This is a genomic window from Nocardia sp. NPDC055053 (assembly GCF_053608285.1).
This window is the reverse complement of the sequence record NZ_JBSGVD010000035.1, coordinates 35,889-50,949: the sequence shown is the minus strand read 5'-3', so window position 1 is coordinate 50,949 and position 15,061 is coordinate 35,889. Positions and strand designations below refer to the sequence as shown.

12 protein-coding genes are annotated in these 15,061 nt (G+C 68.2%); 6 read left to right on the top strand and 6 right to left on the bottom strand.

All coding sequences use genetic code 11. The features are described from left to right. The first annotated feature begins 454 nt into the window (after positions 1 to 454). The gene (locus ACWF82_RS27925; protein ID WP_452505892.1) at positions 455 to 1,261 is read left to right on the top strand and encodes a helix-turn-helix transcriptional regulator; all 807 of its coding nucleotides are present in this window, start codon (positions 455 to 457) and stop codon (positions 1,259 to 1,261) included. On the opposite strand, the gene ACWF82_RS27920 is transcribed toward ACWF82_RS27925, so the two are convergent. Further along, the gene (locus ACWF82_RS27920; RefSeq protein ID WP_452505890.1) at positions 1,258 to 2,091 is read right to left on the bottom strand and encodes an alpha/beta fold hydrolase; all 834 of its coding nucleotides are present in this window, start codon (positions 2,089 to 2,091) and stop codon (positions 1,258 to 1,260) included. The two genes, ACWF82_RS27925 and ACWF82_RS27920, sit on opposite strands and share 4 nt — an antisense overlap. Positions 2,092 to 2,311: 220 nt before the next feature. Here ACWF82_RS27920 and ACWF82_RS27915 point away from each other — a divergent pair, with 220 nt between their 5' ends. Beyond that, the gene (locus ACWF82_RS27915; RefSeq protein WP_452505888.1) at positions 2,312 to 3,211 is read left to right on the top strand and encodes a hypothetical protein; all 900 of its coding nucleotides are present in this window, start codon (positions 2,312 to 2,314) and stop codon (positions 3,209 to 3,211) included. A 25-nt stretch (positions 3,212 to 3,236) separates the two neighbouring features. Here ACWF82_RS27915 and ACWF82_RS27910 read toward each other — a convergent pair whose 3' ends face one another. From ACWF82_RS27910 to ACWF82_RS27890, 5 genes are all read right to left on the bottom strand, one after another. Then, entirely contained in the window at positions 3,237 to 4,334 is a 1,098-nt protein-coding gene (locus tag ACWF82_RS27910; protein ID WP_452505887.1) for a hypothetical protein, read from the bottom strand. Further along, positions 4,294 to 5,025 (bottom strand): acireductone synthase, encoded by a 732-nt coding sequence (gene mtnC, locus ACWF82_RS27905; protein ID WP_452505885.1) that lies wholly within the window; start codon positions 5,023 to 5,025, stop codon positions 4,294 to 4,296. Before mtnC ends, ACWF82_RS27910 begins: the two co-directional genes overlap by 41 nt. Beyond that, positions 5,022 to 5,597 (bottom strand): 1,2-dihydroxy-3-keto-5-methylthiopentene dioxygenase, encoded by a 576-nt coding sequence (locus ACWF82_RS27900; RefSeq protein WP_452505883.1) that lies wholly within the window; start codon positions 5,595 to 5,597, stop codon positions 5,022 to 5,024. The genes mtnC and ACWF82_RS27900 overlap by 4 nt, the downstream gene beginning before the upstream one ends. Positions 5,598 to 5,599: 2 nt before the next feature. After that, positions 5,600 to 7,237, bottom strand: coding sequence for an S-methyl-5-thioribose-1-phosphate isomerase (gene mtnA / locus ACWF82_RS27895; protein ID WP_452505881.1), 1,638 nt, complete (start codon positions 7,235 to 7,237; stop codon positions 5,600 to 5,602). A gap of 85 nt (positions 7,238 to 7,322) precedes the next feature. After that, on the bottom strand, positions 7,323 to 9,632 hold the full coding sequence (locus ACWF82_RS27890; protein WP_452505879.1) for an arylsulfatase: 2,310 nt from the start codon (positions 9,630 to 9,632) through the stop codon (positions 7,323 to 7,325). A 273-nt stretch (positions 9,633 to 9,905) separates the two neighbouring features. Between ACWF82_RS27890 and ACWF82_RS27885 the strand changes: the two genes are divergently transcribed. The 4 genes from ACWF82_RS27885 to ACWF82_RS27870 are packed head-to-tail and all read left to right on the top strand — an operon-like array spanning position 9,906 to position 15,029. Further along, positions 9,906 to 11,483, top strand: coding sequence for an ABC transporter substrate-binding protein (locus ACWF82_RS27885; protein WP_452505877.1), 1,578 nt, complete (start codon positions 9,906 to 9,908; stop codon positions 11,481 to 11,483). Further along, the gene (locus ACWF82_RS27880) at positions 11,480 to 12,439 is read left to right on the top strand and encodes an ABC transporter permease (protein ID WP_452505875.1); all 960 of its coding nucleotides are present in this window, start codon (positions 11,480 to 11,482) and stop codon (positions 12,437 to 12,439) included. The genes ACWF82_RS27885 and ACWF82_RS27880 overlap by 4 nt, the downstream gene beginning before the upstream one ends. Continuing rightward, positions 12,436 to 13,290, top strand: coding sequence for an ABC transporter permease (locus ACWF82_RS27875; protein ID WP_452505874.1), 855 nt, complete (start codon positions 12,436 to 12,438; stop codon positions 13,288 to 13,290). Before ACWF82_RS27880 ends, ACWF82_RS27875 begins: the two co-directional genes overlap by 4 nt. Beyond that, positions 13,287 to 15,029: a dipeptide ABC transporter ATP-binding protein gene (locus ACWF82_RS27870; protein ID WP_452505873.1), complete on the top strand. Its 1,743-nt coding sequence runs from the start codon at positions 13,287 to 13,289 to the stop codon at positions 15,027 to 15,029. Before ACWF82_RS27875 ends, ACWF82_RS27870 begins: the two co-directional genes overlap by 4 nt. The last annotated feature ends 32 nt before the right edge of the window (positions 15,030 to 15,061 follow it).

The window sequence follows — 15,061 nt, the reverse complement described above, 5'->3', positions numbered from 1 at the left end:
ACCTCCCTTGACGCGCGGTGAGCTGTGAGGTCGGCGCAATCTCGTGGTCATGGACCCGGTGCGTGGCCCAGCCCACGAATCGGGTCCTACCAGGGTGAACAGGCTCCGAGCAGTCGCGACGGTGTCGGCGTGGAGCATGGCGCGGAGTATGCGGTGATGCTTCCGAAACCGTCGCTTCTCGGGCGGTTTACATTTGTTTACACACCGGGCAGGCCCGCTGAACAGGGCGAATGTGACGGCCCGCACAGTTTGGCCGGCGTGAACATGCCGGAATTCGACGCGGCAGGCGACTCTGAACGCGGGGGTGGTGTCCGCCCGGCGCGCGGAGTTGCCAGTCGGTAACTACTCGACGGTCAGCGCGTCAAGATAAAGAAACGGCAACTTTTCCGTTCGGCGATTGGTTCGAGGTTGAAACCTCATCCAGGATGAGGCGGTGCAGACAGGGAGGGTTGCGGTGCTACCGAAGTCATCGTCCGACGGTCCGGCTGGTCCACCGAGGCCGCCGACGCTCGGCGGGTTGCTGCGGCGCCTGCGCGACGATCGGCGGATTTCCCGGGAAAAGCTGGCCTTCGCGGCCGGTGTCAGCTCGAGTTACATCACCCATCTGGAGAGCGGCGACCGGGACCGGCCGACGCAGGCCGTCGTCGAGGCGCTCGTGCGCTATCTCGACCGCATCGAGCCGGTGACCGATATCGAGCGCAGGCATCTGCTCGACCTGGCCGGCCTGTCGGCCGTGGGCAATCCGTCGGTCGAGGAACTGCGCGCCGAGATCAATGCCGAGATGCGCCGGACACTGACGCTGCAGGAGCCGAATCTGGCGGCCTATGTCGATACGCGCTGGAATGTGCTGGCGGGCAACGAGTCCTACCATCGCGCCTTCCCCGGGCTGGTCGAGGACGTGAACATCCTGCGCTGGTTCTTCGGCAATCCGCTCTCGCGCAAGGTGATGGTGGAGTGGGAGAAGGAATCGTCGCTGACCGTGCACTGGCTGCGCGGTCTGATCGGACAGCAGGGCGGCGGTGACTGGGCCGCGGACCTGCTCGACGAACTGGCGCAGTACCACGACTTCCGGCGGATCTGGGACGACGGCGACACCGTCTACGGCCGCGAGCACACCGCCATGCGGCTGTGCGATCTGGACACCGGCGAGTACTACACCATCGACGTCCAGCTGTTCCGGCTCGATTCCGTCGCCTATCCGGGCCGCATCCAGTACTACCTGGGGGTTCGCGGCCCGGACGGGTCGCCCGTCGCCGGCTAGATCCCGGCGACGGCGACCGGCGCCGTGAGGTTCGGCGTGCACGCGGTGACCAGTTCGATCAGTGCGGCGGCGACCTGTTCGGGATGGGTGAGGGCACAGCCGTGACCCGCGCCTGCCACCGTGCGGACACCGCGGGCGCCCGGTAATCCGGTCGCCAGCGCCGCGCATTTCTCGGCGGTGCTGCTGTGGTCGTGCTCGCCGCGCAGCACGAGCGCGGGCGCGGTGATCTCGCCGAGGCGGTCGAGCACCGAATCGCGGTCGATCAGGCAGCGCGCCGCGGGCTGGATCGCCGCGCGGTCGTGGGTGAGCCAGCGGGTGATCCACCACCGCCAGATATCCGGGCGGTCGCCGCCGATCAATTGGGGCGCGAGCTTTTCGGCCAGCGGAACCAATTCGCCGGTGCCGCACCATTCACCGAAGAATTCCTCGTAATAGGTTTCGTCGGCCGTGGTGCACGCGCCCGCCTCGGTATCGAGCAGGGCCAGTCCGCCGATCCGCTCCGGTGCGAGCAGCGCCATGCGCAGGGCGGCATATCCGCCCTGGCTCATTCCGCCGACGACGGCCCGCTCGACGCCGACCGCGTCGAGCACGCGCACACCGTCCTCGGCCAGATCCCAATAGTCGAAGCGCGGGTCACGGCCGTAGCCGGTGCGGCCGTGACCACGGGCATCCCAGGCGATGACGTTGATATCGTTGTGCGCCAATATTATTCGAATCGGATCGAACATCGATTCGTCCATCAGGAAACCATGGGCGAGTAGTACGGTGGGACCGCGGACGGCGCCGGTGCGGAAATGGATGTTCACCGAATCGGAGTGCACGTAGGGCATGCTCGAAAGATACAAGCGTGGATGATGTTTCCGCGTGGTTGCCGGGCATTGTGGTCACCGCCCGTTCCGTGTACTGCCGGACCTGTGAATTCACTGGCGAGTGTATGTACCTCACGGGGGCGTGCCTGTTGCACCGAAACTATGGACACCCGTGTTCACGGGCTATTGGATCGTAGGAGAACGACGTTCGGCTCGATCAGCATATTTCGGGGAGATTCTGATGAGGGTGACGGAGTACGGAAACGACGCACACATATGGCTCGCCGCCGCCGGCGACGGCCTCTCGGACACCTTCGCGGTGTGCGGCGCGGAAGGCAGGGCGATCTGGTACGGCCCCTTTCTCGACGCCGATGTCGATCATCCACACGGCGACCGCGCCGCCGCGGCCATGAGCGCGGCTGGACGCGCGATCTGGCTGGCAGGCCGCGCCCGCGACGACGCGGGGGCAGGCAAGGCGACACTGCATCTATCGGTCAGCGATGACGAGCTCGACGCCGTCACGCTGGCCTGCACCGCATCGATGGCCGGTCTGGCCCTCGATCTCGTTGTCACCGATGACAATCCGGCACTGGACTGGTGCCACGCCTTCGGCAGGCTCGACTGGACCCCGGGCCGGCTCGGCGAACTCGTCGACCCCACCGAATCGCACGGCGCACCGGCGCTCCGGTCGATCATCGGTGGCCTCGACCCGCAGACCGACCCACAGGAAAGGCCCGTCATGCAGGACAACACTGGAGACCCTTGGACGGAACTGCGCTCGGCACTGGAGGGCCTGCTGCTGCACGACGCGGTCGGCATGGACGCCAAGATGCGTCACGCCGTCGCCGCCGTCGTCCACCTGACCGTCGACACCCCGCACGGCCCGCCCGAGGACGCCGAGGAGTTCCTCGGCCGCTTCGACGCCGCCTGGCTGGTCGCGTCCTGGCTGGACCACGACACCGAACTCTCCCTGATCGCCACCCTCGCCGCGGGCGAGATCCCGGCCCTGTCCTGGTGCGAACTGATGTTCACCACCACCCTGGCCCCCTGGTCGACCAGCCCGGTAGCCGCCCACGCCCGCCGGGTGTTCGCCACCGTGCAGCGGAAGAAGCTGGGTGCGGTGCGCGCGCAGGTCAGCTGAGTACCCCCCCCGCCATCGCATCGCCTCAGTGGCGTACCACCCGCACCCCGAGCCGCTGTAGCTGTGCCGGAACAGGTTCGGGGAACAGGGCAGTCGGGATGGCGTAGGTGGAATCGCGACCGGTTCGGCGCACGATGGTGACCGCGTCGCGGATGTCGATTCTCCGTATGTCGGCGTAGCGGATACGGAGTAGGCCGGTGGCGGTCTGGAACACGAACCCGTCGCTGCCGAACTGCGTGGCCATGACCGCACCCGGCGCCGCGTACTTCAGCGCGCGGACGTCGTCCGGCGCCGGGTTACGCGCGGCGTAGAACGAGACGCAGGCCAGCACCACGCACATCACGATGATCAGCCCGGCCCAGCGTGGGCCGATCAGCCAGGCGGTGAGCGCGACAACCGTCACCACGAACGTCGAGACCGCGGCGACGAGAGGAATCCGGTTCCACGGTTCGCGCAGTGCGGCGGAGAGCAGGTGGCGGCCGAGGTCGTCGTCAGCGACCACTGTCGCGTGCGGGGAGGGCACGATGGGCATCGGGGGTAGTGGAGCCGGGCTGCCGGGCAGCGGCTCCTGCCGATTCTCGAACAGCGCGGGCAGTCGCTCGACGATCGAGGGCGGAAACAGTTCACGGGCGACCAGCAGCGTTGTCCACACGGTCTGCAGCAGCGTGAATGCCCCGGCCTCGCGGATCGCGACGATGAACTCGTAGGGCAGGCGCACATAGCCATCGGCATCGGCGATGTCCATGGCGTCGGGCCCGAGCTGAACCGCGCTGAGCGCGCCAGGGGCGTAGACCAGTGCGCATAATCGGCGCAGTTCGCGTCGGGACGCCAGGTAGCCGATGACCGGCCAGCCGAGTACGACCGCCACCGTGAGCACTGCCTGCGTCCACAGGCCATGGATCTCGCCCAGCGGGAGGAGCGCCAACGCGATGGCTGCCGGGACGAAGACCCTGGCAGGTTGCCGCACCGTCAGCAGCGCACCCCGGTGCGCGAGTCGAGCGATGGTGTCGGCGTCAGCGGTGAAAACACTGTCCGGTTGGGCCGGCGAGGGCACCATCGGCGCCGTGTGCCGGAACGGAGCGTCATCGGGTGCCGGGGTGCGGTTCCTGCTCGGGTCGGTCATCAGCTGTGCTCGGGACCTCTATCTCGGTGAACGTAGTCACCCAATGATGAGGTGGGCGTGCGGGATTGGGTTCACCGGGCCGGTGGACGCCGATTGCCTGCCAACCCGCCGCGGTCGCGGCGTCGAGCTCGTCCGGGTGATCGGACAGGAACAGGATCTCCTGCGCGGGGATGCCGATGCGGTCGGCGATGACGTCGTAGGACGCCGACTCCCGCTTGGGTCCGGCGCTGACGAGGTCGAAGTGGTCGGTGATGAGGCCGGACAGGTCGCCTGCCTCGGCGAAGGCGAACCAATCTCGTTGGTTGCGTTCGGAACCCGAGGAATAGATGTAGAGCGGGAGTCCGGCTTCGTGCCAGGCCGACAGTGCGGGCACCACGTCGTCGAAGAATCGTCCGTGCAGTGCGCCCGCGCGGAAACCCTGGGCGCAGATCGCGCCCTGGGCGGCCTTGAGCGGCTCGGCCTTGACGTCGGAACGCAGCCAGCCGGTGAGTATTTCGGCGATCCGGTCGGTGTCGGCGGTGGGTTCACCGGCCAGTTCACGGGTCTGCGTGAGCACGGATTCGGCAGTGCCCGAGGCATTCTCGGCCAGCCAGGCGGGCAGGCGCTGCTCGGTGTAGCCGTAGAGGTCGTTGCGGACCGAGTCGGTGGGGCTGGTCGTGCCCTCGATGTCGAGGACGATGGCGCGGGTCACGGGGCGGTGAGCAGTTCGTCCAGCGTGGGGAAGCCCGCGCTGATCTTGTCGCCGGTGAAGTCGCCGATCCAGCCGTCGGCCTCCTCGAAGAAGCGCAGGGCGATGAAGTCGGGGCGGGAGCCCATATCGAACCAGTGCAGGGTGCCCGCGGGCACCGAGAGCAGGTCGCCCGCTTCGCAGACCGTCGCCAGCACGGCGTCGCCGATGTGCAGGTAGAAGCAGCCGCGACCGGCGGCGAAGAAGCGGACCTCGTCCTCTGCGTGGCGGTGCTCGTCGAGGAATTTGGCGCGCGCGCCCGCCGCGGTGGCGGGCCACTCCGGGTTGTCGTCGTCGGGGTGGATGCGGGCGACGTCGATGTGCTCGTAGCGGCCCGAGGCGTTGAGCTCGGCGATCTGCGGGCCGTAGTGGGCGAGCAGGGTGTCGGAGCCGGTGCTCGCGGCGTCGGCGAGAACGTCCCAGCGGGAGAACGCGATGCCGTGCTTGGCCAGCTCGGCGGCGATCTCGGCGGTGTCGGTGGTGCGCACCCGGACGTCGGCGGCGTTGTCGGCGGCCATCACTTGCAGCAGGGTCATGATTATCCGATCTCGAGTGGCGTGGCGTCGGTGCGTCCGGTGCGGGCGATCAACTCGCACAGGGCTTCCAGGCATTCGGCGCGGTCACGCGCCTGAGCAAGAGTGTCACCCCAGGTGGTGATGCCGTGCCCGGTGATGAACAGAATCGGTGGGGCGGTGGGGTTGTCGCGCAGGTAGGTCTCGATGTCGGCGCCGATGCGCCCGACATCGGGCCAGTTCGGGAACACCGGCACGTCCACCGCGGAGGGGTCGTCGAGGCCGAAGCCTTTGAGCAGCTCGTATCCGCTGATCCGCAGTGTGGTCACCGCGTCACCGGGCCGCGCCGCAGTGGTCGCCAGGGCCGTCGCGAACGGCGAGTGCACGTGGACGACCGCTCCCGCCGTCCGGGTGCGGTACACCGCGGTGTGAATGCTGGTCTCCGCGGACGGTTTACGGCTCTGTCCCGGCCGTGTGACCGTATCGGTCACACCGACGAGCACCGTATCCCGTTCGGTCAGTTCGCCTTTGGACAGCCCGCTGGCGGTGATGAGTGCGTCGTCGCCTGCCCGCACCGAGATATTGCCCGCGGTGCCCGGCATCCAGCCACGGTCGTAGAGCTGCCGCGCCGTCGCCGCGATCGCGCGGCCCTGTGCGTCGAAGGTGTCCGAATTGCGATAGACCACACCATTTTCCGTGACCACAGCGGTCACGAGGTCGGTGGGCGTCACGTCGAAGGCGGGGTTGAAGACGGCGGTCCCGGCGGGCGCGCTCGCCACTCCGCCGAACCCGGTGACCTCGTCGGCGGCGCGCTGTTCGACCACGATCTGCGCGCCGGTCGCCATCGCGGTGTCGCGGGTGGACTCCGGGGCGACCACGATGAACGGGATGCCGTGGTGCCGGGCGGCCAGCGCGAGGGTGAAGGTGCCGATCTTGTTGGCGACGTCGCCGTTGGCGGTGATCCGGTCGGCGCCGACCAGCACGGCGTCGACCTGTCCGGTGGCCATCGCCCACGCGGCGGCGGAGTCGATGGTCAGCCGGTGCGGGATGCCCGCCTCGGCCAGCTCCCACGCGGTGAGCCGGGCGCCCTGCAGCAGCGGGCGGGTCTCGTCGACGATCACGTCCGCCACGGCACCGCGTCCGTGCAGCACCCGCAGCGCGCCGATCGCGGTGCCGACCGCGCTGGTGGCCAGGCGGCCGGTGTTGCAGTGGGTGAGCAGCCGCAGCGGCCCTTCACCACAGAGGCGTTGCACCAGGTCGGCGGCGTTGGTGGCGGCGGCGAGATTGACGCGACCGTCCTCGGCCAGCATGTCGAGGGTCTCGGCCAGCACCGCGTCGGCACCGTCGGCGATCCGGGCACGCACCCGATCGACCGCCCAGGCCAGATTGACCGCGGTCGGCCGGGCCGCGGCGATCCGGTCGGCCTCGGCCTGCACGGCGGCCACCTCGACCACGCCGGCGGTCGTGTGCGCCCTGGTCGCGATGACCACGCCGAACGCACCCGCGATCCCGATGGCCGGTGCGCCGCGGATGGCGAGGGTGGTGATCGCGTCGATGATCTCGTCGACGGTGCCAAGGCGCAGCTCGCGCACCTCGTGCGGCAGTCCACGCTGGTCGATGGTGACGAGCGCACCGTCGTCCCAGATCAGGGAACTGTCGTCCATTCGGGTGTCCTCACTGCGTGGCGTTTTCCGGCTCGTAAACGGTATCCGACCTGGTCGGGGCTCGGACTCCTGGGCCCGCGAGCAGTCATTCCGCGGCGTACTCGGCCTCTCGCTCCACCGCATCGATGGTGCGCTGCGGGACCTGGATCGGGCCGGGCGTGTAGGTGATCGCCCGTAGTGCGCCTGTGTAGCGGAACGGTCCGCGGCGTTCGCGCAGGTCCCACGAGACGGGCCCGCGCGCGTCGACGCCGACGGAGATGCCGGTCCACGGCGCCATACCGACCAACTGCACCTGGTCGGTGAGTTCGGCGAGCGGGACCCCGTCGGCCTCGAGCACGAAATCCCACCGCAGACGCGGCCGGACCGTGGCGCGCACGGTGACCTCCCGCGCCCCGACCGGAAGCGGTGCCTGGGCCGAGGCATAGCGGCCGTAGCTGTTGACACCGAACACCACGTCACCGTTCTCGACGTAGAGCAGGTACCCGCCGAGCGGGTCACCGTGCGCGACGAGCACGCCCTCGTCACCCGGCTGATACACGGTCAGATCCGCGGTGATGGTGAAGTCGCGGTAGGCGATGAGCCGCTGGGAGCGGTAGCGCTCCAGCGTCGGGGTGCCGGGCAGCAACCGGACCGGTGCGCCGAACCGCGCCTCCTCGGGTCGGCGGCGGAACAGGTCGGCGCGTGTCAGCAGCGGGAAAACGGTATTGGCCCAGGCGGAGTCGTCCCAAGCCGCAGCCAGCTCAGCCGCCTTCTCTGGGTTCCGATTCGAAAGATCATGAAGCTCTGTCGGATCCGCCCGCACGTCGAACAGCTGCCAGTTCGGTGCATCGAGATCGTCCCCGGCCTCATACAGCGACAACAGCTTCCATCCGTCGCGATAGAACCCGCGATGACCGGTCATCTCCGAGTACTGCTCGGTGTGCCGGGTCGGCGCCGCCGGATCGCGCAGCAGCTCGGCGGCCGACACACCGTCGAAGTCCTTGGCGGGCAACCCGTTGCGCACTGTCGGCCGCTCCAGTCCGGCCAGCTCGAGCAGGGTCGGAGCGAGATCGGTGACGTAGGCGTACTCGTGGCGGATGCCCGAATCGGTCTCGGTGCGCGGTAAGCCTTTGGGCCACGAGACCACCAGCGGCACCCGGACGCCACCGGCGAAGGTCTGACCCTTGTAGAACCGGAACGGCGTATTGGACGCCTGACCCCAACCGCGCGGATAGTGCACACCCAGCTTCGCGGTGCCGATCAGGTCCTCGTCGTGCGGAACGTCGCCGACCCAATCGGGGTCGTCGATATGGGCGAACTCGGCGAAGTAGGAGCGGGTGCCCTCCGGACCGCCCTCGGCGGTGCCACCGTTGTCGGAGGTGAACACGATGATGGTGTTGTCGAGTTCGCCGAGGTCCTCGAGCAGGTCGACGATGCGGCCGAGGCTCTGGTCGATGCTGTCGACCATGCCCGCGTACACCTCCATGTACTTGGCGTAGCGGCGCTGCTCGTCGGCCGACAGCGAATCCCATTCGGCCGCTTCGTAACCGGGCTCGGTATTGCGCGGCTTCTGCTCGGTGCCCGGCGGGAACAGCCCCTGCGCCAATTGCTCGGCGAACCGCTTCCTGCGCAGCTCGTCCCAGCCCTCGGCATACCTGCCCCGATATTTGGCCGGGTCCTCGAGTTTGGCCTGTAGCGGCCCGTGCATCGCCACATGCGCGAAGTACAGGAAGAACGGCTTCGTCGCATCGTGCGCGCGCAGATCCTTGATGTAGGACAGTGCCTTGTCGGTGAGATCGTCGGTGAGGTAGTAGCCCTCGGGATACTCCTCGATATCGACCACCGAACTGTCCGAGACCAGCTGGTTCGGATAGTAGAAGGAGTTCAGGCCCTCCAAAGATCCGTAGTAGCGGTCGAATCCGCGCTGTGTCGGCCACGAATCCCGATGCGCCGACGGATTCATCGTGGCATCACGCACGAGATGCCACTTGCCCACCGCGTAGGTGGCATAACCGTTGCCGCGCAGGATCTCCGGCAGCGTGAGCACATCGTCGGCCAGCTCCAGCCGCAACCCGGGATAGCCGGGATCGGCATTGGCGACGAAGCCGAAACCCGCACGGTGGGAATTGATCCCGGTCAGCAACGCCGCGCGCGACGGCGAGCACAGCGGCGTCGTGTGATAGTTCGACAGCCGCACGCCGCCGGCCGCGAGCCGATCCAGCGTCGGCGTCTCGATCTCGGAACCGAACGGGCCGATATCGCTGTAACCCATATCGTCGACGAGGACGACGACGATATTGGGCGCACCGGCGGGCGCGGTCGGCGGCGAGGTCCAGTCCGGTGTGGAATCGGCCGAGGTGCGACCGGCTGTGCCGCCGAAGGATTCATAACCGCGAGCATGGGGTGGAACAGGCATCCTGGCAGTAAAGGTGACATATTCGCTGGTCACCAGGGTTATGTGCAGGATGCGTGGAATCGGTGACCCCTGCGGCGCAACTTGTTAGCGTCACTGCCGTGCCCACGAATCAGCCCTCTTGCTGCTGTTCGTGTCGCGTCCTGCGTGGCTGACGTACGTCTGCTGACGTGCGCGGCCGAACCGAGCCGATGTATCCCCTTTCCCACGGTGCGCCCTGCCCTGCGCGCCGATCGGCCCGCATCGCGGGTCGACGTGTCTTCGAGGAATCCCACGATGAGCTTTACCCCCGGCGGCCTCGACCGCCGTAACTTCCTGCGCGCCGGCGGCATCGCCGCGGCGGCCATCTTCGGCGGCGCGGCGCTGGCGGCCTGCACCTCGGCCGTGTCGGAGCAGAAGGCGGGCGGCGACGGTGCCACTCCGGTGCGTGGCGGCACCTTGAAGGTGGGCATCCGCGAGGACCTGGTGCCCGCCAACCTGCTCACCAACACCGCCGCGACGCCGGTGCTCATCGGCCTGGTCTACGAATCGCTGATCCGCTATCCGAACGACAAGCTGGAACCGCAACCGCTGCTGGCGAAGTCGTGGCAGCTGGCCGCCGACGGCCGCTCGCTGAGCCTGGACCTGCGCGACGACGTCACCTTCCACAGCGGCCGCGCGTTCACCGCCAAGGACGTGGAATTCTCGATCCGTACCTACGCCGATGCCAAGTGGTCCGCGCAGCTGCGCAGCACCGCCGCCGCCGTCACCGGGTTCGACATCGTCTCGCCGACCCGGATCGTCCTGCAGCTCGCGAATCCGCTCAGCAATATCTTCGACCTGCTCGACACCGTCCCGATCCTGGACAGTGAAACCGCGGATCAGCTCGGCAGCGGCGACAAGTACATCGGTACCGGCCCGTTCAAGTTTGTGCAGCGGGTGCCCAATTCACAGATCGTCTTCGAGAAGAATCCCACCTATCGGGTGCCCGAACGGCCCTATCTCGACCGGGTCGAGGTGTCGATCATCCCGGATCAGCAGGCGCTGCTGAACGCGCTGAAGTCCGGTCAGATCAATGTCGCCAGAGAGCTCGCCTACCGCGATGCCGAAAATCTCGGCAAGACAGGCGGATTCCAGGTGCAGAATCTCGACGGCGCCGAACTGCAGGCTTACGTCGGTGTCAATGTCACCGAGCCGTCACTGGCCGATGTGCGAGTGCGGCAGGCGATCGCGTACGCGCTCGACCGCGAACGGATCGTCGCCGAGGTGTTCCGCGGCGCGGGCTACCCGCTCAATGTGCCGTGGCCGAAGAACTCGCCCGCCTTCGACGAGGCCAGGAACACGCGCTACAGCCGTGACATCGGGAAGGCCAAGCAGCTCCTGGCCCAGACGGCCACACCGTCGAAGCTGCCGCTGACCTTCTATACCGCGCACGAGGAGATCGCCCAGATCGTGCAGGCCAACCTCGCCGAGGCCGGCATCGAGGTGACGCTCGACCCGGTGGACTCCGCGACCTTCGTCAAGCTGCTCACCGGCCAGCAGTTCCGGGGCCTGTGGGTCACCGATCACTCGTGGGCACAGTTCGTGCCGTCGACGCTGACGGTGAGCGCGTACCCGTTCAACGCCCGCCGTAATGCCTCGCGCTACGAATCGCCCGCCTACACCGCGGCCGCCGACGCGGCATGGCGGTTGCCGCAGGGCACCGGACCCGACGCGGTGCGCGCCTTCAACGCGGTCAGCGACCAGCTGCTCGAAGGCCTGTTCCTGATCGAGATCGGCGTGCGGTTCCAGCAGTACGCGAGCTCGAACAAGGTGCACGGTTTCGGCTGGACCAAGCGCCGCGAAACCCTGCTCACCGACACCTTCCTGTCATGACCCGCTACCTGCTGCATCGACTGCCCTCGGCGCTGCTGGTGCTGTTCGGTGCCTCGGTGCTGATCTTCCTGCTGCTGCGTCTGGTGCCGGGCGACCCGGCGACCATCCTGGCCGGCAACGACGCGACGCCCCAGTCGATCGAGGCGATCCGGCACCAGCTGGGGCTGGACCGGTCGATTCCGGTGCAGTACCTGAGCTGGCTCGGCGACCTGGTCACCCTCGACCTGGGCCGGTCGTACCTCGTCGGCGGCCAGATCGGCGAGCTGGTCGGGCGGGGCGCCACCAACACCCTGGTACTCACGGTGAGCGCGCTACTGCTGGCGGTGGTGGTGAGTCTGGCCGTCTCGACCGCGTCGGTGCTGTGGCCCAGCCGGTGGCTGAACACCGTTGTCGCCGCGGCGAATACGGTCGCCGTTGCGCTGCCGACCTTCGTCGTCGGGCCGCTGCTCGTGCTCGTCTTCGCGGTCGCCGTCCCGGTGCTGCCCGCCGGTGGTGTGCCACCGGACGGATTCATCGCCCGGCCCGATATCGCCGTGCAATACCTGCTGTTGCCCGCGATCTGCCTCGCGCTCCCGGTGGCGGCGGCGCTGACCAGGTTCCTCACCGAGTCGCTGCGCACCGAACTCGCCAAACCCTATGTGCTGACGGCACGTTCGCTCGGTGTCGCGCATCGCGAGATCGTCACCCGTGGTGCGCTGCGCAACGCCCTGCCGACCATGCTGACCGTGCTCGGCATCCAAACCGGGCAGCTGCTCGGCGGTGCGGTGCTGGTGGAGGCGGCGTTCGTCTGGCCAGGTATCGGCCAGCTCATCGAACAGGGGATCAGCCGTCGCGACTACCCGCTCGTGCAGGTGCTGCTGCTGTTGTCGGTGGCGGTGTTCGTGGTGATCCAGCTGATCACCGATATCGCGCACGCCTGGCTGGATCCGCGGATCCGGATCGGAGGGCGATCGTGACTTCGGCCGTCGAGAAACCCCTTGTTGCCGAGAAGAATTCGAGTCCGCTACGCGCCTTACGGAGCGGGCAAGGTCTGGCGGGCGTCCTGCTGGTCGGCCTCGTCGCACTGGCCGGTGTCCTGGCCGGGGTGCTGAGCTCCTACGACCCGCTCGCCCAGATCCCCGGCGCCAACCTCCTCGGGCCCAATGCCGAGCACTGGCTCGGCACCGACCACCTCAATCGGGACGTCGCCGCGCGCGTACTCGCCGGCATCCGCATCAACCTGCTGATCGTGCTGCTCGCGGTACCCGTCGGCGCCGTGATCGGCTCGCTGGCCGGGCTCGCGGCGACCGTGCATCCGATCGCCGACGTGGCCGCTCAGCGCGTCTTCGACCTGATTCTGGCGTTCCCCTCGCTGATCTTCGCGATCGCGCTCGCCGCCGTCACCGGGCCCGGCTGGCACGCGGTCGTGATCGTCATCGTCGCCGCCGAGATCCCGATCTTCGGTCGCCAGATCCGCACCGCCGTACTCGCCGTGCGCGAGCAGCCGTTCGTCGAAGCGTCCGAGGTGATCGGCGCCGGCACCTGGTGGACGCTGCGCAAGCATGTGCTGCCCCATGTGCTCGAGCCGCTGGGTGTGCAGTTCGCGCTGTCGCTGTCGGTGGCGGTGTTCATCGAAGGGGCGATGAGCTTCATCGGTATCGGGGTGCGGCCGCCGGAGCCGTCGCTCGGCTCGCTCATCGGCGAATCGATCGCCAACCTCGACGCCAATCCGTGGATGGCGATCGGACCGCTGACCGTCGTCGCCGCGCTGACCCTCGGATTCCTGTTGATCGCCCAGGCATTGGGCCGGGCAAGGAGAGTGGCATGAGCACCCAGGCTGATCGGCCGGGCACCGACGATCTGGTGCTCGATATCGACGAGCTGGTCGTCAGGTTCGGCGAGCGGACCGTCGTCGACCGGGTGAGTCTGCGGGTTCGCCGAGGTGAGGTGGTCGCGCTGGTCGGGGAATCCGGTTCGGGGAAGTCGCTGACCGCGCGATCGGTGCTCGGTCTCCTGCCCGGTACCGCGCACGCCGCGGGATCCATCCGTCTCGCGGGCACCGAGGTCGTCGACGCGACCGAACCGGTGCTGCGCGGACTGCGCGGGACCGAGGCGGCCATGGTGTTCCAGGAGCCGCAGACCGCGCTGAACCCGGTGCAGAAGATCGGCACCCAGCTCGTACAGGCACTGCGGGCGCACGGCACGACCGACAAGGGCGCCGCACGGGCCCGCGCGATCGAACTGCTCACCGCCGTGGACATCCCGGAGCCGGAGAAGCGATTGGACTGGTATCCGCACCAGCTCTCCGGCGGGCAGAAGCAGCGCGTGGTCATCGCCCTGGCTCTGTCCGGCGACCCCGCGCTGCTCATCGCCGACGAACCGACCACCGCGCTCGATGTCACCGTTCAGGCCGAGATCCTGGACCTGCTGCGATCGCTGCAACGTGAGCGGGGGACGGCCATCCTGTTCATCACCCACAACCTCGGTGTGGTCGCGGAGATCGCCGACCGGGTCGTGGTGATGCGGGCTGGGCAGGTGGTGGAGCAGCAGACGGTGTTCGGGTTGTTCGGTGAGCCGGGAGAGGAGTACACGCGGACTTTGCTGGCCGCGGTGCCGCGTCTTCCGGTGGTTTCCGCGCGCGGGGCCGGTCCGCTCGCGAATGAGCACGGTGGCGGTGAGTCGGCATCGTCCGCGGTCGCCGAGAAGGGTGGCGGTGCAGCCGAACCCGAGTATCGCGATGTGTTGCGCATCGACGACCTTTCGGTGGTGTATCCGGAAACCCATGGTGCGGCGGCCTTCCCCGCGCTGCAAGATGTCTCGCTCACTCTCGGACCACGCGAAGTGCTTGGTCTCGTGGGTGAATCCGGTTCGGGCAAGAGCACTCTGGGGCGCACCGCGCTCGGCCTCGTGCCTGCGACATCGGGAACTGTCGAGCTGCAGGGTGTTTCACTGGCCGGATTGTCGCCGCGCGAAATACGGGGGCTGCGAAAGAATGTCGCGCTGGTCCATCAGGACGTGAGCGCTTCGCTCGATCCGCGGCGCAGTGTCGCCGACGCCATCGGGGAACCACTGCAGGTGCACCGGGCCGCTTCGGGCGCGCTACTGCGGAGCAAGGTCGGCGATCTGCTCGAATCTGTCCGGCTGCCAAGGGATTACGCACAGCGTCGGCCGGGAGAACTGTCCGGTGGGCAGCGTCAGCGGGTGGCTTTGGCGCGCGCACTCGCGCTGGCGCCGCGACTACTGGTGGCCGATGAGCCGACCAGTGCGCTGGATGTGTCGGTGCAGGCGCAGGTGCTCGATCTCTTCGCCGACCTGCGTGCCGAATACGGCTTCGCCAGCCTGTTCATCAGCCATGATCTGGCCGTTGTGCACCAGGTCGCCGACCGGGTTGTGGTGCTGCGGCAGGGCCGGATCGTCGAAACCGGCGAGGTAGGTGCCGTGTTCGCCGCACCGGCCCAGGAGTACACCCGCCGCCTGCTCGATGCGGTGCCCGCTCCCGATCCTTCGACGGCTCGCCGTCAGCGGGACGAATCCGCGGCGATCGCGCTACAGCGCGTCGGGGCCTGACGTGGACGAGCCGCCGGAAGGGGAACCGGCGG

What these genes read in the sequence shown, in the direction of transcription:
- ACWF82_RS27920 (WP_452505890.1), bottom strand. Translation starts at nt 2,091, where the DNA reads ATGCCCTACGTGCACTCCGATTCGGTGAACATCCATTTCCGCACCGGC.
- ACWF82_RS27915 (WP_452505888.1), top strand. Translation starts at nt 2,312, where the DNA reads ATGAGGGTGACGGAGTACGGAAACGACGCACACATATGGCTCGCCGCC.
- ACWF82_RS27910 (WP_452505887.1), bottom strand. Translation starts at nt 4,334, where the DNA reads ATGACCGACCCGAGCAGGAACCGCACCCCGGCACCCGATGACGCTCCG.
- ACWF82_RS27900 (WP_452505883.1), bottom strand. Translation starts at nt 5,597, where the DNA reads ATGACCCTGCTGCAAGTGATGGCCGCCGACAACGCCGCCGACGTCCGG.
- mtnA (WP_452505881.1), bottom strand. Translation starts at nt 7,237, where the DNA reads ATGGACGACAGTTCCCTGATCTGGGACGACGGTGCGCTCGTCACCATC.
- ACWF82_RS27890 (WP_452505879.1), bottom strand. Translation starts at nt 9,632, where the DNA reads ATGCCTGTTCCACCCCATGCTCGCGGTTATGAATCCTTCGGCGGCACA.
- ACWF82_RS27885 (WP_452505877.1), top strand. Translation starts at nt 9,906, where the DNA reads ATGAGCTTTACCCCCGGCGGCCTCGACCGCCGTAACTTCCTGCGCGCC.
- ACWF82_RS27880 (WP_452505875.1), top strand. Translation starts at nt 11,480, where the DNA reads ATGACCCGCTACCTGCTGCATCGACTGCCCTCGGCGCTGCTGGTGCTG.
- ACWF82_RS27870 (WP_452505873.1), top strand. Translation starts at nt 13,287, where the DNA reads ATGAGCACCCAGGCTGATCGGCCGGGCACCGACGATCTGGTGCTCGAT.